The organism is Burkholderia aenigmatica (assembly GCF_048627025.1).
GTDB classification, from domain to species: domain Bacteria; phylum Pseudomonadota; class Gammaproteobacteria; order Burkholderiales; family Burkholderiaceae; genus Burkholderia; species Burkholderia aenigmatica.
Map to the genome: position 1 here is coordinate 2,142,517 of NZ_CP184469.1, position 25,613 is coordinate 2,168,129.

The following is a 25,613-nucleotide window of genomic DNA, read 5'->3' on the forward strand; positions in this document are numbered from 1 at the left end:
ATTTACAGTGCTTTTGCACCATTTGACCCGAATTCCGTCATCACAGACGGACGGACCTTTGTGAGGCGACCATGTTCCAGGCATCCGCATTCGATCCCGAGCAACCCGGCTTCAACCCCGTCCACTTCGAACGCGCCGCGCAGCGGGCGGTCGTCGATCTGCAGCGTGTCGCCGGCGGCCCCGCGCAGCGGGCGCTCGGCCTGCGGCGCCGCACCCATCCTGCGGCCGTCCGCACGATGAGCTGGCAGGCGCTGCTGAACGTCGAAGAGCTGGCATTCTCGAATGCCGGCTTCCTGAACCGCAACGAGCCGGCCGTCGTCGACGCGTTCATCCGGCTGCGCGACAGCCGCCTGGTCGCCGCGGACGTCGAGGAACCGGTCGATTGGCGCCGCGACGATGACGACCTGCCGGCCATCTATCTGATCGTCAAGGCGATGCTCGACGCGGAAGAGGAAGAACGGGCCGAAGCGGCCTGAACGGCGCCGACGCCGGCCGCTCGCGCTTGCCGGGATCGTGCCGCCACGTTGCGTGGTGGCGCGGGACACCCGCTACATTGACCACATGCGCGCGCGTATCGGCGTATCGGCGGACCGGCGGACCGGCGGATCGGCGGATCGGCGGATCAGCGGATCAGCGGATCAGCGGATCAGCGGATCAGCGGATCAGATGGCAAATTGTGGTTCGTCGCGCCGTCAAGCGACGAACATCGTCACGAACGCCGCAGCAACCACCCGTTACAACCGCGCCGCAAGCCGTGAGCCCTGATCGATCGCGCGCTTCGCGTCGAGTTCGGCGGCCAGTTCCGCGCCGCCGATCAGGTGCACCGAGCGCCCGGCCGCCTGCAGCGGCGCGAGCAGTGCGCGCTGCGGCTCCTGCCCCGTGCAGAGCACGATCGTGTCGGCCTCGATCAGCTCGTGATCGGTACGCTGCTCGCCGTACGACACGTGCAGCCCGCGCGCGTCGATCAGTTCATAGTTCACGCCGCCGATCATCTTCACCTGCTTCATCTTCAGCGTCGCGCGGTGAATCCAGCCGGTCGTCTTGCCGAGCCCCTTGCCGAGCGGCGCGGCCTTGCGCTGCAGCAGCGTCACGTCGCGCGCCGGCGCCGTCACCTGCGCACGCGTCACACCGCCACGCGTCGCGGCCGGGTCGGTCACGCCCCACTCGGCCTTCCACTCGTCCAGATCGAGCGCCGGCGATTCACCCTCCTGCACCAGATACTCGGCGACATCGAAGCCGATCCCGCCCGCGCCGACCACCACGACACGCCGGCCGACCGGCTGCCTGCCCGCGAGCACGTCGATGTAGCTGAGCACGTTCGGCCCGTCCTGCCCCGGAATCTTCGGGTCGCGCGGCGCGACGCCGGTCGCGAGCACGATCTCGTCGTAGCCGCCCGCGATCAGGTCGCTCGCGTCGACGCGGCGGTTCAGGTGCAGATTCACGCCGGTCAGCTCGACCTGGCGGCCGAAGTAACTCAGCGCTTCGTGAAACTCTTCCTTGCCCGGAATCCGCTTCGCCATGTTGAACTGGCCGCCGATCTCGGCCGCGCCGTCGAACAGGTCGACCTGATGGCCGCGCTGCGCGAGCACGGTCGAGCATGCGAGCCCGGCCGGCCCCGCGCCGACCACCGCGATGCGCTTCGGCTGCGCGGCGGGCGTGTATTTCAGCTCCGTCTCGTGGCACGCGCGCGGATTCAGCAGGCACGACGCGATCTTGTTCTTGAACGCATGATCGAGACACGCCTGGTTGCAGCCGATACAGGTATTGATCTCGTCGGCGCGGCCCTGCGCGGCCTTGACCACGAACTCCGCATCCGCGAGCAGCGGGCGCGCCATCGACACCATGTCCGCGCAGCCGTCCGCGAGGATCTGCTCGGCCACTTCGGGACGGTTGATCCGGTTGGTGGTCACGAGCGGAATGCCGACCTCGCCCTTCATCTTCTTCGTCACCCACGCGAACGCGCCGCGCGGCACCGACGTCGCGATCGTCGGCACGCGCGCCTCGTGCCAGCCGATCCCCGTGTTGATGATCGTTGCGCCCGCGCGCTCGACGGCCTTCGCGAGCTGCACGGTTTCGCTCCAGTCGCTGCCGTCCGGAATCAGGTCGAGCATCGACAGCCGGTAGATCAGGATGAAATCGCGGCCGACCGCTTCGCGCGTGCGCTCGATGATCTCGATCGGCAGCCGGATGCGGTTCTCGTACGAACCGCCCCACTGGTCGGTGCGCTTGTTCGTGTGCATCGAGATGAACTGGTTGATCAGGTAGCCCTCGGAGCCCATGATCTCGACGCCGTCATACCCGGCTTCACGCGCGAGCTTCGCGCAGCGGACGAACGCGCGGATCTGCCGCTCGACGCCGGCCGCGCTCAGTTCGTGCGGCGCGAACGGCGAGATCGGCGACTTGATCTTCGACGGCGCGACCGCGAACGGGTGATAGCCGTAGCGGCCCGTATGCAGGATCTGCAGCGCGATCTTGCCGTCTTCCGCGTGCACGGCCTCCGTGATCTGGCGATGCCGCCGCGCGGCGGCCGACGTCATCAGCGTGCCGCCGAACGGCTTGGTCCAGCCGGCCACGTTCGGCGCGAAACCGCCCGTCACGATCAGGCCGACGCCGCCGCGGGCGCGTTCGGCGAAATATTCGGCGAGCCGCGGCAGCGTCTTGCGGCTGTCCTCGAGGCCCGTGTGCATCGAGCCCATCAGCACGCGGTTCTTCAGCGTCGTGAAGCCGAGATCGAGCGGGGCGAGCAGGTGGGGAAAGGTCGTGGTCATGATGTTCGTGCCAATGCGTGCCAATGAGCGATGCGTGACATCGTAGGCGCGCGCCGCCTTGAACGTGAGGGGGCAAACAGCCATAATGCTTGTCATTTCCGGCCAAGACGACATGACTTCCCCTCTCGCCAAGGACCGCCTCGGGCTGCGCCGGCCGACGATTCCGGTCGCCTATACGCGCCTGCTGCTGCAGGCGCTGGCCGCGCGCGGCGTCGACCTGGCCGCCGTGCGCGCCGGCACGGGCCTGCGCGACGCGGTGCTGGCCGAACCGGACGCGCGTGTCGCGCCGTCGCAATGGGGGCGGCTCGTGCTCAATGCGATCGAGATCGGTGGCGATCCGGGCATCGGGCTCGCGTTCGGGCTGCTGCTGAAGCCGACCGTGCACGGCTTTCTCGGCTACGCGACGCTGACCGCGCGGGACATCCGCGAGGCGCTGTCCGTCACGCAGCGCTACTTCCGGATGCGCAACCGCCAATATCGGCTGACCTACGAGGAAGACGCACGCGGTGCGACGCTCGAACTGCACGGCGTGCAGGCCAGCCCCGTGCTGCAGCATCACGTGATGTTCGAGTTCGTGTTGACCGGGCTCGCGCAGAACATCTCGCAATGGGCCGGGCGCGCGTCGCCGCCGATCCAGCTGCAATTCGCGTGGCCGGAGCCGCCCTATTTCGCGCGCTATCGCGGCCAGTTGCCGCCGGTCGAATTCGGCTGCGCCGCCAACGCGCTGTGGATCGCGCACGACGTGCTCGACTGGCCGCTACCGCTCGCCGACGAAGTCGCGCACCGGCAGGCGCTCGTGCAGGTGGAGCGCGAGTACGCGCAGGTGCGCCAGGAGGAAGGCGATCTCGTCGAGCGCGTGCGCGCGGAGCTGGCACGCGGGGCCGGTGCCTACCCGGGGCCGGAGACGCTCGCCGATGCGCTGCTCGTGTCGACGCGTACGCTGCGGCGCCGGCTGGAGGAAGCCGGTTCGAGCTATCGGCAATTGCTCGACGAAGCGCGGTTTCGCGACGCGAAGCAGTTGCTCGCCGCGTCGGATCTCGACCTGAAGACGATCGCCGAGCGGCTGCAATTCACCGATCCGGCGAATTTCACGCGTGCGTTCCGGCGCTGGGCCGGGCAGACGCCGAGTGCTTACCGGGAGGCAGCAGGCGGATTGGGAAAGCCGGCGTCGAGTTCCGCGTCGCCGAGATAGATCCTCGCACCGCCGTCGCCCTCGGCCGCTTCGATCCGCACCTCCCCCGTCGCGGCGACGATCGCGTCGTACACGTCATCGGTCACGCACACCACCGGCACCGCGATCGCATACAGTTCGGCGGCCACGATCGCGCCGATCGAGATGATCAGGTCGCGCTCCTTCAGCACGATCCCGACCGGCCCCGTGCCGTTGCGCACGGCTTCCGCGAGCACGCTGCTGCTCGAGCTCGAGCCTTTCGCGTGCGGCAACACCATCACCTGGCCGGCGAGGCTCGCGCCGGCCTGCGGATGCCCGCGATCGACGATCTTTCCCGCGCCGGAGTCGTAGCCGCCCCAGAAGCTGAGCGGCTTGTCGAGCACGAACGGCCGCGCGCATGCGCTGCCCGGCACGAGCGTGTCGCCCGTCAACAGCTTGCCCGTCGCTTCAGTCATCGAATCGCACCTTTCCTTCATACGCCGAACGCACGCATTCGCGCATGCTGCCGTACGCGACCGTCACGCCGATGTTCGCGGGCGCATACGACGCCCATTTCCCCGAATTGGTCATCACGAGCCCCGACAGTTGCTTCATCACCGGCGTGATGTACGTGCAGGTATCGACGACGATCTGAATGCCGCGCGCAGCGAATTTCTCCGCGAGGCCGGCCTCCTCCAGTTCCCACAGGATGAACCGGCTCGTGTTCACGTAGAAATCGCAGGCCGGCTTGCCGTCGAATGCATCGAGCAAGGTATCGAGCGTGCGGAATTCGGCCAGCGAGAAATGCGGCGTGCCGAGCGCCACCGCGACGAGCGCGTCGCCGGCCGCGCCGTGGTTCAGCGTGTGACGAATCGCGTCGAGATCGGCCATCGTGACGTCGACCGTGCGTTGCGCCGCTTGCCCGTGCAACGCGGCCTCGAGCGTCGGCGCCTCGGGGGTCACGCCGACTGCATGGAACAGCGCGACGGCACCGCTCGACGCGGCAGCCGCGCCCAGCGCCTTGAGTTCGTCTTCGGTGGTGTCCGCCGGCAGCCCGACGATCGCCGGCACGACCGCGCCCGCGATCCTGCCGATCAGCAGCCCAAGTGCGGCGAAATAGATGTCGCGCGACGACAGGTGGCTGAAGTCCGGTGCGTTGAACACGATCCGAGCGACACGGTTCGCTTCGACATGCAGCCCCGCATACGGCGCACGCCCGGTGATCGCGGCGGCCAGGTCGAGAAAATCGCCGTACCGGCTCGTCCGCGCGCCGAGCACCGAGTTCGCGAACACGATCGCGTTCGATTCGGCCCAGGCGATCTGCTCGCCTTTCGCGGGACGGTTCTTCAGCTGGTACGGCGCGCACGTGAAGCTCGATTCGCAGCCGAGCTGCAGATGCGCATCCATCAGGCGCTGCGCGTCGCGCTGGATCGCGCGGTCGCCGTGGTACAGCTCGGGATGGATCAGGTCGAGCGACCCGACGTTCAGCGTGGTCGGCACCGCGACCTTCGCGCCGGTGTCGACGAAATACTCGACGAAGTCGAGGCTGGTCTGGCCGTGGTACAGACAGCCGTCGATATGCGCGGACGTGATGTCGATCAGGTGCGGCGCGGACATCACTTGCGCCGTGCGCGCGACGATCCGCATCGCACGCGCGACGCCCTCGCCGAAATCCCCGCGCAGCATCGCGCTGTCGCGGTCACTCAACTGCAGCATCGGTGGCTCCTCTGACGCGTGCCGGCGGCGCCGGCCCGTGAAATCCGTCAGGGGACTCTACAACTGGAAATAAAAACTGTCCAGATCGCCATCGATCCGGACAGTTTCAAAAACCAATTTCCGCTCTTGAGCGCCACCGAAGTGGGCAATGGCTCGAATTCCGCTCCAGTTTGCCGCCGCGCCGTCTAGCGTTCCGCGGTCACACTGAACAGCTCATCGCGCAGCGCCTTCGCGCGGTCGCGGCCGAACTGCGTCTCGAATTCGTCCTGCGCGGCCTGCCATGCGACCAGCGCCTGCGCGAACGTGCGCTCGCCCAGCTTCGTGAGGCTCAGCGCATGCGCGCGCGCATCGTGCTCGGAGGCGGCCGTCGCGACGAACCCGTCGCGCTGCAGCGGCTTCAGTGCGCGCAGCAGCGTCGTGCGATCCATCACGAGCGCATCGGCGAGTTCGCTCATCAGCAAGCCGGGCCTGCGCGTCAGGTTCGCCATGATCGAGAACTGGGCCGGCGTGACGCCAACCGGGGCCAGATGGCGCTCGTACAGTTGCGTGACGAAGCGCGCCGCCTGACGCAGCGCGAGGCAGTTGCACGCCTGGGCAATCGAGGTGTCGTTCATGCTTGGCAATTTATATGTGCATATGCATAAAGTCAATGTACACTCCGCCGTAACAAGGCCGGTGGCCGGCCCTCGCGTCAAGGAGACGGACATGGACTACATCGACAAGCTGCGGATTTTCCGGTCGGTGGTGGAGATGCGCAGCTTCACGCGCGCCGCCGACATGCACGGCCTCGCGCGGCCTGTCGTGTCGCGCGCGGTCGCGGATCTGGAAGCGCGCTTCGGCAGCCGGCTGCTGCACCGGACCACGCGCCAGGTGTCGCTGACCGAAACGGCCGAGCGCATCTACGAGCGCTGCGCGGCCGTGCTCGACGAACTCGACTCGCTCGAAGCGGAAGCGCAGGCGCCAACGCGCGAGCCCGAAGGCCTGCTGCGGCTCGTCGCGCACACGACGGCCACGCTGAACCGGCTGGTGCCGCTGATTGCCGGCTTCAAGGCCGCGCACCCGAAGGTGCGCCTCGACGTGACGCTGACCGAGCGGCCCATCGATCTCGTCGGCGAAGGCTACGACATCGCCATCGTCGTGCCGTACATGCTGACGAACGAATCGACCGTCGTGCGGCTGGTCGAGCGGATCCCGCTCGTGATCGTCGCGACGCCCGCCTACCTGCGCGCCCATCCGCACCCGGCCGCGCCGGCCGATCTCGCCGACCATCCGTTCGTGCCGATGTCGCCGTCGCTGCGCCGGCCTGCGCTGTCGTTCCGCGTCGATGGCGACCTGCTGACCGTGCCGTTCCGCTTCGACATCTCGTCGAACAGCCCCGTCTTCAATCGCGAGATGGTGATGCACGACTTCGGGATCGGCGTCGTGCCGAAAACGCTCGTTCAGGCCGAACTCGCATCGGGCGCGCTCGTGCAGTTGCTGCCGAACGCCGATCTCGTCGACGCGTTCGTCGAGATCAAGCTCGCCTACGCGAACCGCGCGCTGCTGCCCGCGAAGGTCAAGGCGTTCATCGACTACACGGCCGCCTACTGCGACCGCGAAGGCTGGATCGTGCCCGCGGCGGCCTGACGCCGATTGGTACAGCCATGACAACAATCTGATCGCGCCCCGCCGCTCGCTTCGCGCCGTATTGCCCCCTAACATGTGTACATGCACAAGACGACGCTCACCGATGACGATTGCTTCGCGGTCCGGCAAGCCGCCCGCCGGATCTCGCAGTTTTACGAGCGCTATCTGTCGCGGGCGGGCGTGACGCCGTCGCAGTACAGCATTCTCGCGCTGCTGCGCGATCGGCCAGGCCTGACGATGGCGACGCTGTCGGCCGTGCTGGTGATCGAGCGCACCGCGCTGCTGCGCGCGCTCAAGCCGCTCGTCGGCGCGGCGCTGGTGGCCGGCCGGATCGAGCCGCCGTGCCGCCGCCAGACGTTCGCGCTGACCGCGCACGGCGAAACGAAGGTCGCCGACGCGCAAGTGCACTGGCTCGCCGCGCAGGAAGCGTTCGAGCAGCGGTTCGGGTCGACGCAGGCGGCCCGCCTGAGAGACGAATTGTTCCGGATCACGCACAACCTGCCGGAACGCTAGCCCCTTCCCCGATCGACGACACTTCGTCGATCGACTTGATAAGTGCATATACATAGGTGAATCGATGGAAACGACCCAAGCCGCTGCCTCATCCCGTGAAGCAGCCACACTCGACCGGCCCGCGAAGCAACAGCGCCGCGTGCCGTGGATGCGCATCGCGGTGGGTGCCGTCGTCATCGTCGTTGCCGCCGCCGCGCTCGACTGGCTGTTCGTGCTGCGTTTCCAGGAGAGCACCGACGATGCGTATGTCGGCGGCAACGTGACGGTGCTCGCGCCGAAGGTCAACGGCTTCGTCGACAAGATCCTTGTGACCGACAACCAGCGCGTGAAGGCCGGCGACGTGCTCGTGCAGCTCGATGCACGCGACTACGACGCGAAGCTCGCGCAGGCCAGCGCCGAAGTCGACAGCGCGCGCTCCGCCGTGACCGAACTCGCGGCGAAGCAGCAACTGCAATACGCGGTGATCGGCCAGCAGGCGGCCGACAAGAACGCGTCGTCGGCCGAGCTGACGCGTGCCGCATCGGATCGCGTGCGCTACCGCGAGCTCGTGAAATCCGACGCCGTGTCGAACCAGATCGTCGAACGCGCGGACGCCGATTACTCGAAGGCCGGCGCCGCCGTCGAACGCAGCGACGCCGCGCTGCTCGCGTCGAAGCGGCAGCTCGACGTGCTCGGCGCGCAGCTCGCCGATGCGCAAGCTCGCGTGAACACCGCGCTCGCCGCGCAGCGCGTCGCCGCGCTCAACGTCGAATACACGACGATCCGCTCGCCGGTCGACGGCTACGTCGGCAATCGCACGGGCCGCGTCGGGATGCTCGCGAACGTCGGTGTGCCGCTGCTGACGGTCGTGCCGGCTTCCGGGCTGTGGATCGACGCGAACTTCAAGGAAGACCAGCTGCGCAAGATGCACGCGGGCGATCGCGTCGACGTGTCGCTCGATGCGTCGAGCACGCGCCTGCGCGGCCGCGTCGACAGCCTCGCGCCCGCCACCGGCGCGACTTTCAGCGTGCTCCCGCCCGAGAACGCGACCGGCAACTTCACGAAGATCGTCCAGCGCGTGCCCGTGCGCGTGCATCTCGATCCGCAGCCGGGCCTCGACCATGTGCTGCGCCCCGGCCTGTCCGCCGTCGTGACCGTGCATACCGGCCGCGCGAGCTGAACGGGAGACGACGATGACCACCGCGTTTTCCGGCGACCCGGCGTCGCAACCGACCAAGCAGCGCGTGTTCGCGTTCGCGCTGATGTGCGTCGGCTTCTTCATGGCGACGCTCGACATCCAGATCGTCGCATCGTCGCTGCGCGACATCGGCGGCGGCCTCTCTGCCAGCCAGGACGAATTGTCGTGGGTGCAGACCGCCTACCTGATCGCCGAGATCATCGTGATCCCGATGTCCGGCTGGCTGTCGAAGGTGATGTCGACGCGCTGGCTGTTCGTCGCGTCGGCCATCGGCTTCACGATCACGAGCATGCTGTGCGGGCTCGCGTGGGACATCAACTCGATGATCCTGTTTCGCGGGCTGCAGGGCGCGCTCGGCGCCGCGATGATCCCGACCGTGTTCACCACCGCGTTCGTGCTGTTCCCCGGCAAGCAGCGGCTGATCGCGTCGACGACCATCGGCGCGCTCGCATCGCTCGCGCCGGCAATCGGCCCCGTGATCGGCGGCTGGATCACCGATCAATGGTCGTGGCACTGGCTGTTCTACCTGAACCTCGTGCCGGGCATCGCGGTGGCCGCGCTCGTGCCGCGCTACGTGCACATCGACGAGCCCGATCTCAGCCTCATCAAGCGCGGCGACTATCTCGGCATCGTGCTGATGTCGGGCTTCCTCGGCTGCCTCGAATACGTGCTGGAAGAAGGCCCGCGCAAGAACTGGTTCGGCGACGACGTGATCGTGATCTGCGCGTGGATCTCCGGCATCTGCGGTTTCCTGTTCATCGTGCATGCGCTGACCGCGAAGGATCCGGTCGTCGACCTGCGCGCACTCGCCGTGCGCAACTTCGGGATCGGCAGCCTGCTGTCGTTCGTGACCGGCATCGGGATCTTCGTGACCGTGTTCCTGACGCCGCTGTTTCTCGCGCAGGTGCGTGCGTTCAGCTCGCTGCAGATCGGCATGGCGCTGCTGTCGGTCGGCGCGTTCCAACTGGTCGCGCTCGGTGCGTATGCGTTCGCCGCGCGCTACTTCAGCCTGCGCGCGCTGCTCGTGTTCGGGCTGATCTGTTTCGGGCTTGGCTGCTACCTGTACACGCCCATCACGCACGACTGGGGCTGGCGCGAACTGCTGCTGCCGCAGGCACTGCGCGGCATCGGCCAGCAGTTCAGCGTGCCGCCGATCGTGACGATGGCGCTCGGCTCGCTGCCGCAGTCGCGCCTGAAATCGGCCAGCGGCCTGTTCAACCTGATGCGCAATCTCGGCGGGGCAATCGGCATCGCGGTGAGCGCGACGATGCTCAACGACCGGCTGAACTTTCATTACCTGCGCCTGAACGAGCACGTGAGCGCCGGCCAGCCGCAGATCGCCTCGCTGCTCGATCGCCAGGCCGCGTACTGGTCGTCGGTGGCCGGCAACACGCTGGACACCGCGCAAGCCGGGCTCGCTAACCTGCACCACCTGATCTATCGCGAAGCGCTGACGCTCACGTATGCGGATGCGTATTACGCGCTGTCGCTGTGCTTCGTCGTCGCGCTGCTCGCCGTCGTCTTCTCCAAACCCATTTCCCTGAACGCGCCGCCGCCGGACGCGCACTGAGGTTGAGGTCATCGCCATCATGAAAAAACTTCTCGTCGCCCTCGCCGTCAGCGCACTCGCCGCAGGATGTGCGGTGCAGCCCGCGCAGCATCCGGCGCTTCAGGATTCGGTTCGCACGCTCGCGCCGGATGGTTGGGATACCGATGTACCGCGCGCGGACATCGACGCCGCCGCGTGGTGGGCGCAATTCCACGATCCCGTGCTCGACCGGCTGATCGCCACCGTGCTCGACGGCAACCTCGATCTGCAGGCAGCCGCCGAACGCGTGAAGCAGGCGCAGGCGCTGACCGTGCAGAAGCGCGCGGTGCTGCTGCCCGAACTCGACGCGACCGCGCATGCGGCCGACGCGCGCCAGAACACGCCGCCGCCGCTCGGCTATGTGCGACAGGCCGGTGCGGGACTCGCGCTGAGCTGGTCGCCCGATGTGTTCGGCGGCGAACGGCTCGACCTGCTCGCCGCGCAGGCCGAGCTCGTCGGGCAGAAGCATGCGGAAGATGCGATGCGGCTCGCGCTCGCGGCGGATGCGGCTTCCGCGTATGTCGATCTGCGCTGGGCGCAGCAGGAATTGAAGATCCTGCAGGACAACGCGAAGATCCGGCAGCATGCGCTCGAACTCACGCGCAAGCGGCAGGCGTTCGGGCTGTCGACGGAACTCGACGTTACCCGCGCGCAGAACCAGCTCGATGCGCTCGAAGCGCGGATTCCGCCGACGCAGGCGCAGATTGCGCATCAGCTCAATCTGATCGCCGTGTATTCGGGGCGCACGCCGGAATCGGTCGATCGGCTCGTGCTTGCGCAGGCCGGGGAGATTCCGGCGCCGCCGGTGGGCTCGCCGGGGACGTTGCCCTCGCAGGCGCTGTTGCGCCGGCCCGATGTGCTGACTGCGTATGCGCAGGTCGAGCGGCGGGCGGCGCAAGTCGGTGTGGCGAAGGCCGAGCGGTATCCGAAGTTTTCGTTGAACCTGACGGACGGGATTCTGGCCGCTTCTTATCTCGGGTTACCTACGTTGACCGATAACCTGTTCAGCGCCGCGTTGAGTGCGACGAGCCCGATCTTCAATGCGGGGCGGATTACCGCCGATATCTCGCAGAGCGAAAGCCGGATGCGCGAGTCGGAACTCGGGTTAAGGCAGACGATGCTGCAGGCGTTGAGGGAAGTCGAGGATGCGCGGGCGAATCTCGTTAGTTCCGATGAGGCGTCGCGGAGGCTGGGTAGTGCGCTTGCTGCTTCGGACAAGGCGCTTGGGTTGGCGAATCAGCTCTATAAGGGCGGCGCGACGGATTTTCTGGATGTGCTGTCCGCGCAGGAGGTGTATCTGCGGGATTCGGATTCGCTGAATCAGGTCAAGCGCGAGCATGCGCTGGCAGCGGTGGCGCTGTATCGGTCGCTTGGGGGTGGGTGGAACAGGAATGACGCGGCGGGCGGGCCGGAGGTGGAGGCCGTGGCGAAAAACTAAGCGTGATCACGATACGGCGCCGGCATCAACACTTGCCGGCGCCCCGCCCGTCAGCCACACGATCCCAGACATTGGACCGACGACAACGCGATCAGATAAACCGCCGCCCACGCAATACCCAGTCCTGCGATAACGGCGACGATAACGGTGAAGATACGCGTGATGGGCTTGTGCCAGAACCGGATCGCAACGAACACGCCGGCAGCCAGCAGGAGCCCGATGAGGATCGGGCCGAGCACATTCATTGCAGCGTTATCGGTCGAGTGCCAGCTTTGCGCCGAGCCCCAGCAGGATCGTCCCCATCACCGCGTCGATCGGCTTGCGCAGTTTCGCGTAGCCCGTCTGCACGCGGTTCGTCGAGAACAGCACGGCGATCGTGCAGAACCACGTCACCGATACGGCGACGACCACGGCCAGCGTCGCGCCATGCACCCATGCCGGCGCATGCGCGGGCAGCAGCGTGACGAACAGGCTGCCGAAGAACGCCGCGGCTTTCGGGTTGGTCAGGCCGACCAGCAGCCCTTTCCGGTAGGCATGCACGCCGCCGCGAATGACCGGCTGGCTCGCGGCTTCAGCCTGCTGTGCCGACTGGCGCAGGCCCGACAGCGTCTTGATACCCAGATAGATCAGATACGCGGCACCGGCGATGCGAATCGCCTCGTACAGCCACGCAAGCTTCGCGACGATCAGCCCGAGCCCGAAAATCGCCATCGCGGCCCAGACCGCATGCGACGACGCGATGCCCAGCGCGGCCAGCAGGCCCGCTCGGCGATTGCCGAGTGCGTGGGATGAAACGGCGATCAGGTCGGGGCCGGGGCTGACGCACGCCAGCAACATCACGCCGCCGACTGCGGCGAGTTGGGGAAGATAGCTCATGGCGGTTCGGGAGGATTTGGGTAAAGGGGGAAAGCCGATCTACTCTAGCATGCCAATTATGGGTGCATGCGGAATGGCACGCTCATGGGCGATCGATCAACTGTGAACACGCTTCAATTGGAGCAATTTTTCCATTTCGCCCTCCATAAAGGACACATAACGGCCTATCTTCACTGGCGTGCATCGTCTTCCCCTTACACTCAGATCCATCCATTACGCCCCCTGCTTTGTCAACACACACCCCACCAGACTGCACCAGCCAGATTTCTTTCGACAAGCGGATTTTTCCGTCAGACACCTCATAAAAATCCCGCCACCGGCCATCTGCCTGGTCAAAATCGTAGGAATACTGACTCCCTCCCACATAATCTGCTCCCACCGGCAAATACCCTGCAAACGTCACGCCCCCGCCTCGAACCGCATAAACGTTCATTTTGGCGTTAGCCCCCGACCTACCGAGATTTATCATGACCAACTTCGTATCAGTGCCGGTTAGCTCGTTCACAACCCACACACCACCACTGCAACTATCCGAATCATCCAATTTTTGATTCGCTACCCAATCTCCCGCCTTTCCCGCTCCATCACCATCAAACACCATGACTTCCGATCGTGCACGATCACACACAAAGACAAGCGTCTTTCCGCCCGACACAACCGATAGAGACTGGGAAGACGACTGATCCTCTGCAAAAACCTTTCCAATCCCGAAGAAAAGAAGAAAAACAATCAAAAACCGCATCTCTCCTCCAAGGAAAATACAAAAATTACCCATCTACATTGCGAACAAAGAAATACAACACTCTACTCACCGAATCCAGGAGATATCCACCACGAACCCTCTGGAATGACCCACTTCTCCCAAGCCCGTCAAAATTGAAGCTCACACATAGATAACGCTGACGGCCTGCTCTTGCGATGCTCCACTCTGCCAGCGCGGGATTGAATGCCGTTGGCTTGATTCCGCCGTTATTTCCAACAGGCATGGCAGCCGGCAATCGGTAGAGTTTTCCAGCATAGATCAACGCCTGCGTCGACGTCCCTTCCGCGTAGCCGACGTCGACACGGTCATGTTTGACGAGATAGCTTGCGTTAAAGCCGGCTGCGTAGTCGTCCTCTTGTGACACCTCGTGCGTATTGATGCCCCCGATCGCGACGGACTGAGAAACGGACTGCGCCAGAAGGCAGCTTTTAACCAAGCCCTCGCCCGGAGATGCCGCCCATCCGATGCTGTAAGCGGCCATGACCACGCCAGTCAAACAAATTTTCTTCATCGGGAATCACTCCCACTCAGAGTCGGTGGGCGGAATGACGTCACGCGGGTATGCTGCCTCCCGACGTGGGCTGGGCGGACCGAGATACGACGCATCGGCGCGCGGCGCAAACGACCGCGCCGCCGCCCCCTACCCCGCGATTTACAGCGGCGGACGCTTCAACTTCACCCAGCGCTGCACCGACGGCCGCTCCCATTGCGCACGTGCATAGTCGGCGAGACGCTGCGGCACCGGATCGTCATTCAGCACCAGACGGTTCAGCATCACCGCCAGGTCGACATCGGCAATGCTCCACTCGCCGAACAGGTTGGCCGCGCCCGGCGCAAGCAGCTTGTCGGCGGCCGCGAACAGCTTCTGCGCGGCGGCCTGCGCCAAGCTCGACAGCGGCTCGCTCGACGGCCCGTAGAACAGCACTTCGGTCGACCGCTCCGTACGAACCGGCATCAGGTCGCTGCGCAGCCACGCTTGCACCTGTCGTGCGCGTGCGCGCTGGCGCGGCTCGACCGGATAGAGCCGCGTGCCCGGGAAGGTCTCGTCGAGATACTCGGTAATCGCCGACGATTCCGACAGCGCGAAATCGTCGTGCACGAGCGTCGGCACGCGTTGCGTCAGCGATGTCGCCGCGTAGTCGGGCGCGAAATGCGCGCGGTTGCCGAGATCGACGGTCACCAGTTCGTAAGGCAGCGATTTTTCCTCGAGCGCAACGAAGACCGACATTGCGTAAGGGCTCGCGTATTGCGTATCTGCGTAAAGGCGGAGATGACCGGTTTGCACTGAAGGCTCCTTGTGGGTACGGATGTTCGCGGCTGCTGGTTGATGCGGTTGCGTGACAGGTTAGCAGCGGCTGGTTTCGTCATGCTTGTGGTTTTGCGTGTGCTGTTGCTACGTGGTCATGCGGCGTCGAGCCAACGATAGCCGATCACTTCGTTCAACGGGTACGCAAGTTCGCGGACTTCTTCCAGTTGATTGCCACCGAGGCGATACGCCTGCTCCCCAAACTGCTCAATGCTCCAACCCGTTCGAAATTTCACTTCGACAGCTTGAATGAAACTCATATTCTCGAGCGGGGCTTGGCAACTTGCATCATTGCTTGATCGAGATCTGATCGGCTTTGATCCAACGAAGCACATGCTTACCGGATGCGTTGACGTAGTCCACATAGGCCCACCCAGCCGGAGATTGCTTCAGTACGGTTACGACATCATTCTGGACGAGATAGGCTCGACTTACGGTCGCGTCGTCGGGAGCTGTGAACAGCGTTGCTTTTGCGACCGATACGATAGCGGTCCGGCGTTCGGCATCCGCGTCTTTCGACTCTCGCGTACCAAGAGAGCCGCCGAGGCCTTTCGAAAGCGCCGCTTCGATCAAACGTGCATCACTCGTTGCACTTTTCGTGAGCAAAGCTGCTGCTATCTTTCGATAGGATGCACGATTACTCGACGACAACGGGTCACAACGAAGCACATTGTCGGCCCCAGAATCGTCGCGAAGAACCCAATCCGCCGGATGCCCTGCTTCGATGTAGCGGAGGACGTTACTTACCGATGGACGATCGCTCTTCAGCATCGTGGAAGTTTGCTCGTCCGTTCCCCATTGAGCAGGCTGACCAGCAGTCCAACCTTGCCCGCAAATTTCACCCGTTTGATCTGAGGTAATGCACCCCGTGCGTACCTCGACGACTGGGCAATATTCCCGGCTCAGGACAGATTCGGGTTTCCCTTGCCCTTGCCATACTGTTCCAGTCTCCACTCGCCCGATGACAACATATTGCCCAGACGGCGAAATGTCCTCGGCTTTCGGCGGCTCAATCTCGGTACCTTCCGTATTCGTTTGGCCGGTACGCGGCAACACACCGAACGTCGTTCCATCGGGGAACACAAATACCGCGCGCTTCCAAGATCGGTTGGACAAAGGTGCCTGAGGGTTCGCAGCATTGCTATAGATCACCGCTGCTCCGCCAGGCAATGCAAAACGTAGAGTGGACTGCGGTGCTGCGCTTGCAAGACCTGACCAAAGCATGGTCATCGCGAGCATCGTTCCGACATGCGTGACAAGCCTGCAAGGGGTACCTTCCCGAAACAACGGAACACGTGGCTTCGTCAGTTTTAGCGCCGAGTCTTTCAAGATGGCATTGCCAAATGCTTGGACCCAATGTTGTTGGGTGTGCTGCAGCGATGGGATCATGCGGCGTCGGGCCAGCGGTAGCCGATCACTTCGTTCAACGGGTACGCGAGTTCGCGGACTTCTTCCAGCTGGTTGCCGCCGAAGAGATACACCTGTTCATCGTCGTGACGCAGGTAGAAACCGACATGCCCTTTCCAGCTCGCGGGGTCGTCGCGGGTCAGGATCGCGATGCAGCCGTAGACGGGGCGTTCAAGCGGACGGCCCCATTCGAGCCATGAGCGTGCGAGTGCCGAGCCGGTGCCGCGAATGCCGGCGTGCGTCATGCACCAGTTGACGAACGACGAACACCAGGAAATCTTGTCGTCGTAGCCGACCAGGTTCGTCTGGTTGTTGTATTCGACGATGCGCGGGTTGATGCTGCCGGGCGGGTGGCGGCGGATGCCGAGTTCGGCCATCGCGACGGGCATCCACGGCGGATGGGCGGCGTCCGGTTTGCTCTCAGGATTGAATAGGGTCACGTCGTTCTCGGGCGAGTGTGTTGTGCGGTCAATCTTCGCATGAATACGGCAGCGCGACAGCGCCCTTTCGGCTTGTGATTGCCTTTCAGTCCGCGCCGGTCGTATCGCTTTTTACCGTCTACCGGCCTCCGGGTAGTGGGCAGACACGCCCGCCAGATCGACTACCATATGACAAATCCAACCGGTCTCGACCGCCTCATCCGCGCACCATGACGACACCTTCCGACGACTCCGCCTCGCCCGAACTCGACAGCGCATCGGCTCGCCCGGATGGGGATGCGGAATCGCAGCCGCGCGTCATCACGCTGCCGGCGCACCTGCGCAGCATCCCTGCCTGCGAAGGCGTTCCCGACCTGTTCACCACCTACCTGATCAATATCGGCCTGACGCTGATGTTCGGCACGATGTTCACGGGGTTGCTCGTCAGTCCGTTTTACGACGGCGCCTTTTTCAACAAAGGCTTCATCGTGTTCGTCCTGTGGCTCGTGCTGCTGGGCGTGCTCGCGTGGGCCGTGAAGATTTTCATGCGTGGCGCGAGACATGCCGGCGCCTGGTTCGAGGTCGACTCGACCGGCTTTCGCTATGGCCTCGGCACGCGTCCGGAACCGGCCGCCATCCCGAAAGAACAGTGCGTCGAATGGCGCGAAGCCGTTGCCAACCCCGACCGCCCCTATGACGTCGAATACAACATGGCGTCCAGCATCACCAGGAGCCCCGCGAACTTCCAGTTCTGGCGACGCGCCACGCGCGAACCCGCCACGGCCTATACGCTGCGCATGAATCTCATCTCGACCGACGCCGATGATGTCATTCGCTGCGCGGGCTTCAAGAATCGTCACGATCTGCTCGTCGCCATTCTGTGCGGCCTCGCACACCAGGGGCTGCGCTTCAATCGCAATACCTTCATTGCCGCCGGCATTCACCCGGAGACCTGGCAGAAGCTCAGGACGCCGTGGCGCAAGGCCGTCGTCTTTTTCTCCACTCTCGCCGCGCTCGGCCTGCTGGCTTTCTTCATCTGGGGACGCCTCTCGCTGATCTTCTCCTTCGCGATCTGGATCGTTACGTTTTTATATTATTGCGGCGAGGGGAAGCACAACTTCTCTCCGGATATCAAGAACTATCCGCGAGGGCCGATCGTTTTTCGCATCGACGATAGCGAGACGGCCGACGAAAGCGGCCGTTGAAGCAGCGGGCGCACGCAGCGGGCCTGCTCGGGGAAATGCACGCATTCCGTCGCTCACGTGACACCAAGGTGTTGCTCGCTGCCGACCTAGCATTGGAAACACTGGATGCCATTAGTCAACGACTGCCTTCGGACGGGGAACAATCATTCAAATGACCGTTCCCCGTGATTGCAGGCTGGCAGTTATTGGCCGAAACCGGCCGACCGACTGGAAATCCCCGCCGCCGTGTCCACACAAACCAGCCCCTCAGACTGCAATGTGCTTCTGCATGAATACGCTCAACGGGTCATTTTTGTAATCGCCAAACGGCCCTCGGCGCTGATACCCCGCAGACGCATACAAAGCCAGCGCTTCGTTTTGATAAGGTCCGGTTTCAAGCGTGAGCAACTTGCAACCCAGGTCGATCGCCCGTGCCTCGAGCACGCCGATGAGTTTCCTCGCGACGCCCTGCCCGCGGCCGCGCGGGCTGACAAACATCCGCTTCAATTCGCCGAATTCGGGGTTGAGGACAATCGCCCCGCACCCGATTGCGTTGCCCTCGCTGTCCCGCGCAACGGCGAACAGCACATTGGATTGCTTCAGCGACGCGATATCCAGAGCGTGCCGGCTCTCAGGCGGGTACAGGGTGTCTTGGTACGCGTCCAGATCGGCGATAAGGGCAATCACGTCGGGCTGGTCGGGGGACTCGAAAGCGATAGTCATGGCAGACGAAGCTGGGCAAATGGGAAGTTGAAGTACCCAGCGACAGCGCAGTGCTCGACATCGAAGGCTGCCCGGTCTTCAGCCGCTGATTGTCAGCGATGTGTCCAATGTTGTCGAACCTCTCAAAATTGCGGGCGAATCCGATCACCTCGTGATATCGCCCGATTCACCGACCATCAAGACAATTCCATCCTACTGAACAACGGCATCGACCATTGCCTGCGCTTCGGAGACAAACCGTGAATAGCGCCTCTGCTTAGGTAATTGCTGCGCGTAACAGGCTGGCCGCTGCTCCTCAGCCACGTGCCCCGCACTGCAAGCGACAATCGCCGGCAACGTCGCATCCCGCCACATGAGATAAACCCGTGTGCCCTGCCTGACCGACACCATCAACGTATTCGGCCCATCCGGCATCCCGTCCTGGCTGTCACCCAGCAGCAACGCCTTCACCACCGCATCAGTCGGTTTCCGCTTCACTGGCAATTCCGCAAACCGATACTCCGCAGCGTCGCCACCGAGCACGTCGGTGTAAAACGTCTCGTTGTCGAAAATCGCCGCAACATCATCCGCCGACTTGATCCCCGCATCCGCCGTCGCCACCCAGGCCTTCAAAAGCGGAACAGTCGTCACAACGAGACTCACCTTCCCGTCATTCGACTGCAAGAGCAGTCCATCCGGCCCGGGCGTCATCCCGTTGTCGATGTAGAGGGTATCCACGGTACTCCCCGCCTTCGCGGAAAAACCTCTCGCCCTGACCGTCCCAACAAGCTTAACCAGCCGCGCATTCACCTCAGCCGTGTATTTCTTGTCCAGATCCGCCTGATCTTCCATCCGCGCCGCTGTAATCGCGTCGACGGCTTTCTTCCGATAGGCAAGATAAGAATCGGTAGGCGACGCAATCACCTTCGCCCCCACCGCAGCCGCTACCGCGACGAGCACCACCGCCCCCACCCCGATCTTCCACTTGGAAATGCGTTTCATTTTTATAACCGCCACCGAATCCCGCGCCGACATGCAAAAACGGCTGCCGTGAACCCACGGCAGCCGTCCCTCAGAAACGCCTTATTCTAAATCGCGAATCAGACTTTACTCATCCACCTTGAAAGCCGACACCAGCCGGGTCAATTCCGCCGCCTGCTGCTTCAAACTCGCCGCAGCCGCCGCACTTTCTTCCACCAACGCCGCATTCTGCTGTGTCATCTGATCGAGCGACTGCACCGCATCCCCGATCTGGTCGATACCGGCGCTCTGCTCCAGGCTCGCCTCAGCGATCTCGCTCATCATCGCGCTGACTCCTTGAACCTGCGAGACAACGTCGCTCATCACCTTCCCGGCTTCCGTAACCAGCCGCGACCCGGTATTCACCGTCCCCGCGCTATGTTCGATCAGCGCCTTGATCTCCTTCGCCGCCTGCGCGCTGCGCTGCGCCAGATTCCGCACTTCCGACGCCACCACCGCGAACCCGCGCCCCTGCTCCCCGGCCCGCGCTGCTTCCACCGCCGCATTCAACGCAAGAATATTCGTCTGGAACGAGATGCTGTCGATCATCACAATGATCTCGGAGATTCGCTGCGACGCGTCGCTGATCTGCTCCATCGTCGTCACGACCTCACCCACCACCTGCCCGCCGCGCGCCGCCGTATCGGAAGCGCCATTGATCATCTTCGCCGCAGTCGTCGCCGTCTCGGTGTTGTTCCGCACCACGGCCGTAATCTCTTCCATCGACGAAGCCGTGCGCTCCAGGTTGCTCGACTGTCCTTCCGTACGTTCACTGAGGTCCGCATTCCCCGTCGCAATCTGCGCCGACCCGGTCGCAATCGACGCGGACGCCGCGCGAATGCTATGCACCAACGTCGAAAGCGACGACACGAACCGGTTGAACGCATCCGACAACTGCCCGATCTCGTCCTGGCTCTCAACGGTCATCCGGCGCGTCAGGTCGCCCTGGCCGCTGGCGATCTCCGACAGCAGCGTCGCCGCGCGACGAATCGGCGCGGCAATCGCGCGCCCCACCAGCCAGATCACAAGCAGTGCGACACCGAGGCCCACCACCGCCGCAACCAGCGCCGCGCTACGAATCGCACGCGTCACCGGCCCGAGCAGCTCGGCCTGCGGCACCTCAACGACAACATACGCATTCAATTCCGGAATAAACGACGTCGCGATAAAACGCGCACCGCCATCGCCGTTGTAGCTCAGGTACGCATACGGCTTGCCGCCCAGCAGGGTAGACGACGCATCACCCGGCAGCCCCGGCTCATCCTTCATGAAATGCTTGCCGTCGATCAGCGACGAATCGCGATGCATCATGATCGCGCCGTCGGGACGCACGAGATACGCGAACCCGGTCTCACCGATCCGGTAAGCCGCGATACCCTTCGCGAGCGCATCGACAGACAGGCTCATGCACGCCGCGCCAATCGGCACACCATCGAGCTCAACACGGCTGTTGATGAACATCATGTAGCCACCGACCGTCACCTCACGGTCCATGTTCACGTCGAACGCCTTGCCGGACGACAGGAAACCGGTCAGCCACTGATCCTGGTCGGTCACCTTCCGCTGCAGGCCCGATTCGTTGTAGTAGTTGCCGCTCTTCACGGACACCCACTGCACCGACGCAGCCTTCTGCTCGTCCTTCACGTTCTTCGCGAGCTGGATCCAGTTACGCGTGCCGGCGTCGGGTTCGCCGTCGGCTTCCCATTGCAGCAGGAACGCGTCGCGCGCGAGAATCCGCGACGCGGCGATCGGCCCGGCCATCTGCCGCTGCACGTCGGCGCGGATGCCGTTCACGGCCGTCGGCAGCTCTTCGCGGACGACGCGATCGCGCACCGCGTTGCCGATCAGACGGAGGCTGAGTCCGCTCGAGATCGCGACGAACACGAGCAGGCAACTTGTCATGCTGAGAATCAGCTTGTTCTGAATGGAAAGCTTGCGCCAGAAATGCATGGGGAACCCTCGATAACCGCTCGGTCTGAGCCAGTTTGGGTTATCGGCATGCACGCGCAGAACCGCATCGCTGATTTCAGATGTTCATCATACGAGATTCGTTATGTTGTTGTCAGGCGGGCATAAGCGGCCGCCTATAGATGCGCGATCAACGAAAATTCAGCGTCAATCAGTATGCAACGAAGATCGTGACCCGCCGGTTTCGCGCCCGCGCGGCCGCATCGTCTCCCGCGACGAGCGGCTGCGTATCGGCCCGCCCGATCGCCGCGAGCCGGTGCGGTGCGATACCGCGCTCGGTCAGGTAGCGCACGACGCTCCCCGCGCGCGCCGACGACAGCTCCCAGTTCGATTCGTATTTCGCGTTCGCGATCGGCACGCTGTCGGTATGCCCTTCGACGAGAATGTCGCCGGTCGCGTGATCGCTCAGTGCCTGCGCGATCTGGTTCAGCACGGGCGACGAATCGGGCAGCAAGCGCGCATCGCCGACGTTGAACAGGATCTTCGCGTCGATGCCGATCTCGACGCCATGCGGCGCTTTCACGAGCGAGATCCGGCCGTTCGACTTCAACGAATCGAGCAATGCGAGCCAGGGCGGTGAGTGCTCAGGCGTCACGGCAGCGGCAGCGGATGCGCTCGCTGCGCTTTCGGCATGCCGTGCGAGCGTCTGGTACCGCGCATCGAGCGCGTTGTATTTCGCGAGCTGGAGCACATACAGCGCGAGAAACAGCACCATCAGCGTCGTGATGAGATCCGCGTACGAAATCAGCCAGCGGCCGGATTGCGCGCCGTCGTGTGCGTCGTCGTCGTCGCGATCGGCAGCGGAAGCGCCGTCAGTTCGAGCAGTCATGCGGTCGGAATTCCGGGTTCGTCGTTCGACACTCGCCCATCACGCGAGCGACTCGGCCGCGCGCCCGCGCACGTCGCCGGTCAGGCGCGTTTCGATCGTATGCGGCGATTCCTTGCGCGAAATCGCCAGCAAGCCGTCGAGATACAGCTTGCGAAACCGCAGCTCGCTGTCGATCTGCGCGCGCAGCTTGCCGTACAGCGGCAGGAACACGAGGTTAGCGAACGCCAACCCATACAACGTCGCGATGAACGCGACCGCGATGCCGGGCCCGAGCTGCGCCGGTTCGAGAATATGGCTGGTCACCTGCACGAGCCCGAGCACCGAGCCGAGAATGCCGAACGTCGGCGCATAGCCGCCGGCCTGCTGCCACACGCGCGCGGCAGCCAAGCGGCTGCGTTCGTAGGCATCGAGTTCGCGCTGCAAGGCGTCCTCGAGCACGGCGGTCGATACGCCGTTCGCCAGCAGTTCGAGCCCGCGGCGCGCGAACGGATGGATGCCGCTCACGTCCATCGATTCGAACGCGAGCAGCCCGTCGAGCTTCGCGCGGTCGCCCCATTCGAGCAGGTCGGACAGGTTCTTGCGATCGACTTCGCGCGCCCGCACGAACGCGAGCCGCAACTGTTTCACCGCGTCGAAGAAGCGCGCCCAGGTGTTCTGGATCATCACCGCGCCGAGCGTGCCGCCGAGCACGATGACGAGCGCCTCGAACTGGAACAGCATCGAGAAATGCCCGCCTTCCAGCGCGAAACCGAACACGATCGCCGCACCGCCAAGCACTACACCGGCCAGGGTCAACAGATCCATGCGCGCCCCCTTGTCATGCATCCGATGCCGACGCGACGGGCGCTGCGCCCGCCGCCGGCGCCTTCGCCGCGCGAACGGCATCCAGCACGCGCCGCTCGATGTCCTCGATCTCGACCGGATCGAGCTTGAGTTCGCGACGCATCACCCACGACACCTCGTTGCGTCGAGCCTCGGTCATCACGGAAAACAGCTTGTCGGCCACCGCGCGATCGTCGAGATTCGCGATCAGCTTCGCGAGATCGTAGGTATCGAACGCGCTGACGACGTCGAACAGCGTGCGCGAGTCGATCCACACGAGATCCGCCAGCGCGCGCACGTCGCCGCCGCGACGCGCATTGCGCCGCGAGAAGTACGCGACACCCTTCTGCTCGACGTAACTGAGCACCTTCGATTTGCGGAACGCGAACACCTCTTCGGCGATCTCACCGTTCGACAGCTTGTTGAGCAGCATGGTCTTCTCGACGCCGATCAGCGATTCGAGATCGGCCAGCTCGATGAGTTCAAGTTCGCTGTTGATCGACAGGTCGAGATCGTGATCGGCAACCTGCTGCGCGCGATCGATCACGCGCGCGGCGTCGAACGTGACGACCTGGCGCGCATCCGACGACGCCGCATAGTCGGTTGCCGCGCCGGCGTGATCCGCTTGCGCGGCTTCGATCGTGACGAGATTGAGCTTCTCCATGCGTCGCAGCATCGCGAGCACGTGCGGCCGCGAGTGGCCGGCAATCGCGCGGCATTTGCGGATCACGTCGGCGAGCGGCACCGAGGTTTCGGCCGCATGGGCCTGCATCGGCCGGCGCGTCCACGCGTCGCCGCCCTCGCGCGCATCGGCACCCGCCATCAGCGCCAGCACATGCGCGTACGACAGCACGCCGGGCATGAAGTCGGCGTGCGTATAGGTGGCGAGCTGGTCGTCCTTGCGCTTCACGCGACGGATCATCGTCCGCACGATGTGACGCAGCAGCGCCGACACGCGCTCGATTTCTTCGTCGAGCGTGCCGGCCGGCACGACCGTGAGCTGACAGAATGAAAGCGCCTTCGCGGTTTGGGCACGCGGCTCGGCCCCGAGCAGCGCCGACTCACCGAAGAACTCGCCACGGCCGAGCGTCGCGACGACGACACGCTTGTCGTCGCAGCGCGTGGACAGCTCGACCTTGCCGTCGGTGATCAGAAAGATGACGGGCTCGCCGGCGAACCCCTCGGAATAAATGATTTCCCCGGGCGCCGCCGTACGCGTCCACGATTGCTGACGATTCAAGTCGATTCCCCTGCTGCGCTGAATGTTGCGGACCGCGCGTCGCACGTCGGAAGCATGCGATCACGAGTCATCCCCGTGACCCGTTTACGTCATCGGGCTCAACATCCTTTAGGGAATTCGTCCTCGTTTCGACGCGAAATCAAGGTAAAACGTTTGCGGGTCGCGCAGCCACACCAGAAAGTTCGTTTTTATGCGTGTTCGTGTAGTGCAATTGAAAGCGCCACGCCACCCCGTTCGTCAAAACTCCATGTCGAGTTCGTCGATGTCTTCGTGCTCCGCCTTCGCGGCCTCGATCCACTCCATGACGAACGGATGCGCGAGCACCCGCATGCAGTACTCGGCCACATCGGGCTCGAGTTTCACGTCATAGGTCAGGAAGCGCGTGACGACCGGCGCATACATCGCGTCGGCGATGCCGATCTCCGCGCCGAACAGCCAGGGGCCGCCGTACGCGGCCAGGCACTCGCGCCAGATCGTCACGATCCGCTGGATGTCGTGCTGTGCGCGCGACCAGATCCGGAAGCCGGGGAAATGCGCGCGCAGGTTCATCGGCAACGCGGATCGCAACGCGCTGAAACCGGAATGCATCTCGCCGCAGATCGACCGGCAATGCGCACGGGCTTGCCGGTCTTCGGGCAGCAGCCGCGCCTGTGGCCGGATCTCGTTCAGGTATTCGGCGATCGCGAGGGTGTCCCACACCGTGTTGCCGTCGTGCGTCAGGCACGGCACGAGAATCGACGGCGACAGCAGCAGCAGCTCCGCGCGCGACGCGGCATCGATCGGCACGCTGACCGTCTCGAACACGAGCCCGCTCAGCTTCGCGAGCAGCCAGCCGCGCATCGACCACGACGAGTAATTGCGGCTGCTGATGGTCAGCGTCGTCTGTCCGGTGACTTCCATGTCGCTCCCCTGTCCAAAGCCGTTCGTGCCCCTGCACCGAAAACGGACGCCGCGTGGCGTCACCCGCACCATGCCGGTGCGGCGCATTCGCCAAACTGGCGCAGCGCCGCACACTGTCGCGGCACGTGCCGCCCGCCAGATCGGCGCGGCCATGCATCGGGTGCGGCTGCCGGTTGTCGCCTGCGGCCTGCGTCGCCGCGT

26 protein-coding genes and 1 pseudogene are annotated in these 25,613 nt (G+C 64.3%); 8 read left to right on the forward strand and 19 right to left on the reverse strand.

The window, feature by feature from the left end:
• Nucleotides 1–71: 71 nt before the first annotated feature.
• On the forward strand, nt 72–476 hold the full coding sequence (locus ACN8ZM_RS26515) for a DUF2471 family protein (RefSeq protein WP_011355927.1): 405 nt from the start codon (nt 72–74) through the stop codon (nt 474–476).
• A 258-nt stretch (nt 477–734) separates the two neighbouring features.
• Here ACN8ZM_RS26515 and ACN8ZM_RS26520 read toward each other — a convergent pair whose 3' ends face one another.
• Complete coding sequence (locus tag ACN8ZM_RS26520; protein ID WP_420211194.1) at nt 735–2,768, reverse strand: FAD-dependent oxidoreductase; 2,034 nt, start codon at nt 2,766–2,768, stop codon at nt 735–737.
• 85 nt (nt 2,769–2,853) lie between these two features.
• Here ACN8ZM_RS26520 and ACN8ZM_RS26525 point away from each other — a divergent pair, with 85 nt between their 5' ends.
• A complete protein-coding gene (locus ACN8ZM_RS26525) occupies nt 2,854–3,960 on the forward strand; it encodes an AraC family transcriptional regulator (protein WP_420211195.1) in 1,107 nt (368 codons plus the stop codon).
• Here the strand turns inward: ACN8ZM_RS26525 and ACN8ZM_RS26530 are convergent.
• The 3 genes from ACN8ZM_RS26530 to ACN8ZM_RS26540 all read right to left on the reverse strand — a co-directional run bounded on the left by ACN8ZM_RS26530 (nt 3,900) and on the right by ACN8ZM_RS26540 (nt 6,248).
• Entirely contained in the window at nt 3,900–4,394 is a 495-nt protein-coding gene (locus tag ACN8ZM_RS26530; RefSeq protein ID WP_420211196.1) for an aconitase X swivel domain-containing protein, read from the reverse strand. The two genes, ACN8ZM_RS26525 and ACN8ZM_RS26530, sit on opposite strands and share 61 nt — an antisense overlap.
• A complete protein-coding gene (locus tag ACN8ZM_RS26535) occupies nt 4,387–5,634 on the reverse strand; it encodes an aconitase X (protein ID WP_420211197.1) in 1,248 nt (415 codons plus the stop codon). Before ACN8ZM_RS26535 ends, ACN8ZM_RS26530 begins: the two co-directional genes overlap by 8 nt.
• A 185-nt stretch (nt 5,635–5,819) precedes the next feature.
• On the reverse strand, nt 5,820–6,248 hold the full coding sequence (locus ACN8ZM_RS26540) for a MarR family winged helix-turn-helix transcriptional regulator (RefSeq protein ID WP_043177981.1): 429 nt from the start codon (nt 6,246–6,248) through the stop codon (nt 5,820–5,822).
• 91 nt (nt 6,249–6,339) lie between these two features.
• Here ACN8ZM_RS26540 and ACN8ZM_RS26545 point away from each other — a divergent pair, with 91 nt between their 5' ends.
• The 5 genes from ACN8ZM_RS26545 (at nt 6,340) to ACN8ZM_RS26565 (ending at nt 11,976) form a co-directional block, all read left to right on the forward strand.
• Nucleotides 6,340–7,260: a LysR family transcriptional regulator gene (locus ACN8ZM_RS26545; protein WP_043177982.1), complete on the forward strand. Its 921-nt coding sequence runs from the start codon at nt 6,340–6,342 to the stop codon at nt 7,258–7,260.
• An 81-nt stretch (nt 7,261–7,341) separates the two neighbouring features.
• Entirely contained in the window at nt 7,342–7,773 is a 432-nt protein-coding gene (locus tag ACN8ZM_RS26550) for a MarR family winged helix-turn-helix transcriptional regulator (protein WP_043177984.1), read from the forward strand.
• A 64-nt stretch (nt 7,774–7,837) separates the two neighbouring features.
• Nucleotides 7,838–8,932, forward strand: coding sequence for an HlyD family secretion protein (locus ACN8ZM_RS26555; RefSeq protein WP_420211198.1), 1,095 nt, complete (start codon nt 7,838–7,840; stop codon nt 8,930–8,932).
• A 13-nt stretch (nt 8,933–8,945) separates the two neighbouring features.
• Entirely contained in the window at nt 8,946–10,520 is a 1,575-nt protein-coding gene (locus ACN8ZM_RS26560; protein ID WP_043177988.1) for a DHA2 family efflux MFS transporter permease subunit, read from the forward strand.
• Nucleotides 10,521–10,539: 19 nt separating this feature from the next.
• A complete protein-coding gene (locus tag ACN8ZM_RS26565) occupies nt 10,540–11,976 on the forward strand; it encodes an efflux transporter outer membrane subunit (protein WP_420211199.1) in 1,437 nt (478 codons plus the stop codon).
• Between the two features lie 50 nt (nt 11,977–12,026).
• On the opposite strand, the gene ACN8ZM_RS26570 is transcribed toward ACN8ZM_RS26565, so the two are convergent.
• From ACN8ZM_RS26570 to ACN8ZM_RS26605, 8 genes and pseudogenes are all read right to left on the reverse strand, one after another.
• Nucleotides 12,027–12,221, reverse strand: a complete 195-nt coding sequence (locus ACN8ZM_RS26570; RefSeq protein ID WP_043177992.1) for a hypothetical protein — start codon at nt 12,219–12,221, stop codon at nt 12,027–12,029.
• Between the two features lie 7 nt (nt 12,222–12,228).
• Nucleotides 12,229–12,852, reverse strand: coding sequence for a LysE family transporter (locus tag ACN8ZM_RS26575; protein ID WP_043177994.1), 624 nt, complete (start codon nt 12,850–12,852; stop codon nt 12,229–12,231).
• 82 nt (nt 12,853–12,934) lie between these two features.
• Nucleotides 12,935–13,594, reverse strand: a complete 660-nt coding sequence (locus ACN8ZM_RS26580) for a hypothetical protein (protein WP_420211200.1) — start codon at nt 13,592–13,594, stop codon at nt 12,935–12,937.
• Between the two features lie 25 nt (nt 13,595–13,619).
• Entirely contained in the window at nt 13,620–14,126 is a 507-nt protein-coding gene (locus tag ACN8ZM_RS26585) for a hypothetical protein (RefSeq protein ID WP_420211201.1), read from the reverse strand.
• A gap of 141 nt (nt 14,127–14,267) precedes the next feature.
• The gene (gene yfcF / locus ACN8ZM_RS26590; protein WP_050781633.1) at nt 14,268–14,843 is read right to left on the reverse strand and encodes a glutathione transferase; all 576 of its coding nucleotides are present in this window, start codon (nt 14,841–14,843) and stop codon (nt 14,268–14,270) included.
• Between the two features lie 173 nt (nt 14,844–15,016).
• Nucleotides 15,017–15,109, reverse strand: a pseudogene (locus ACN8ZM_RS26595) (TIGR02594 family protein); the annotation flags it as partial.
• A 100-nt stretch (nt 15,110–15,209) separates the two neighbouring features.
• Complete coding sequence (locus tag ACN8ZM_RS26600; RefSeq protein ID WP_420211202.1) at nt 15,210–16,310, reverse strand: hypothetical protein; 1,101 nt, start codon at nt 16,308–16,310, stop codon at nt 15,210–15,212.
• Nucleotides 16,307–16,717: a TIGR02594 family protein gene (locus tag ACN8ZM_RS26605; protein ID WP_089428115.1), complete on the reverse strand. Its 411-nt coding sequence runs from the start codon at nt 16,715–16,717 to the stop codon at nt 16,307–16,309. Before ACN8ZM_RS26605 ends, ACN8ZM_RS26600 begins: the two co-directional genes overlap by 4 nt.
• A 260-nt stretch (nt 16,718–16,977) precedes the next feature.
• Between ACN8ZM_RS26605 and ACN8ZM_RS26610 the strand changes: the two genes are divergently transcribed.
• A complete protein-coding gene (locus tag ACN8ZM_RS26610; protein WP_420211203.1) occupies nt 16,978–17,952 on the forward strand; it encodes a hypothetical protein in 975 nt (324 codons plus the stop codon).
• Between the two features lie 246 nt (nt 17,953–18,198).
• Here the strand turns inward: ACN8ZM_RS26610 and ACN8ZM_RS26615 are convergent, their stop codons facing one another.
• From ACN8ZM_RS26615 to ACN8ZM_RS26645, 7 genes are all read right to left on the reverse strand, one after another.
• Nucleotides 18,199–18,654 (reverse strand): GNAT family N-acetyltransferase, encoded by a 456-nt coding sequence (locus tag ACN8ZM_RS26615; RefSeq protein WP_420211204.1) that lies wholly within the window; start codon nt 18,652–18,654, stop codon nt 18,199–18,201.
• Nucleotides 18,655–18,846: 192 nt separating this feature from the next.
• On the reverse strand, nt 18,847–19,635 hold the full coding sequence (locus tag ACN8ZM_RS26620; protein WP_420211205.1) for a hypothetical protein: 789 nt from the start codon (nt 19,633–19,635) through the stop codon (nt 18,847–18,849).
• A gap of 105 nt (nt 19,636–19,740) precedes the next feature.
• Nucleotides 19,741–21,603, reverse strand: coding sequence for a methyl-accepting chemotaxis protein (locus tag ACN8ZM_RS26625; RefSeq protein ID WP_420211206.1), 1,863 nt, complete (start codon nt 21,601–21,603; stop codon nt 19,741–19,743).
• A gap of 169 nt (nt 21,604–21,772) precedes the next feature.
• Nucleotides 21,773–22,450 (reverse strand): OmpA/MotB family protein, encoded by a 678-nt coding sequence (locus tag ACN8ZM_RS26630; RefSeq protein ID WP_420211207.1) that lies wholly within the window; start codon nt 22,448–22,450, stop codon nt 21,773–21,775.
• Nucleotides 22,451–22,489: 39 nt separating this feature from the next.
• Nucleotides 22,490–23,254 (reverse strand): flagellar motor protein, encoded by a 765-nt coding sequence (locus tag ACN8ZM_RS26635; protein WP_089453483.1) that lies wholly within the window; start codon nt 23,252–23,254, stop codon nt 22,490–22,492.
• 13 nt (nt 23,255–23,267) lie between these two features.
• Nucleotides 23,268–24,512: a Crp/Fnr family transcriptional regulator gene (locus tag ACN8ZM_RS26640; protein ID WP_043178021.1), complete on the reverse strand. Its 1,245-nt coding sequence runs from the start codon at nt 24,510–24,512 to the stop codon at nt 23,268–23,270.
• A 237-nt stretch (nt 24,513–24,749) separates the two neighbouring features.
• Nucleotides 24,750–25,412 carry a glutathione S-transferase family protein gene (locus ACN8ZM_RS26645; RefSeq protein WP_043178023.1) on the reverse strand — a complete coding sequence of 221 codons (663 nt, stop codon included), beginning with the start codon at nt 25,410–25,412 and terminating at the stop codon, nt 24,750–24,752.
• Between the last annotated feature and the right edge of the window lie 201 nt (nt 25,413–25,613).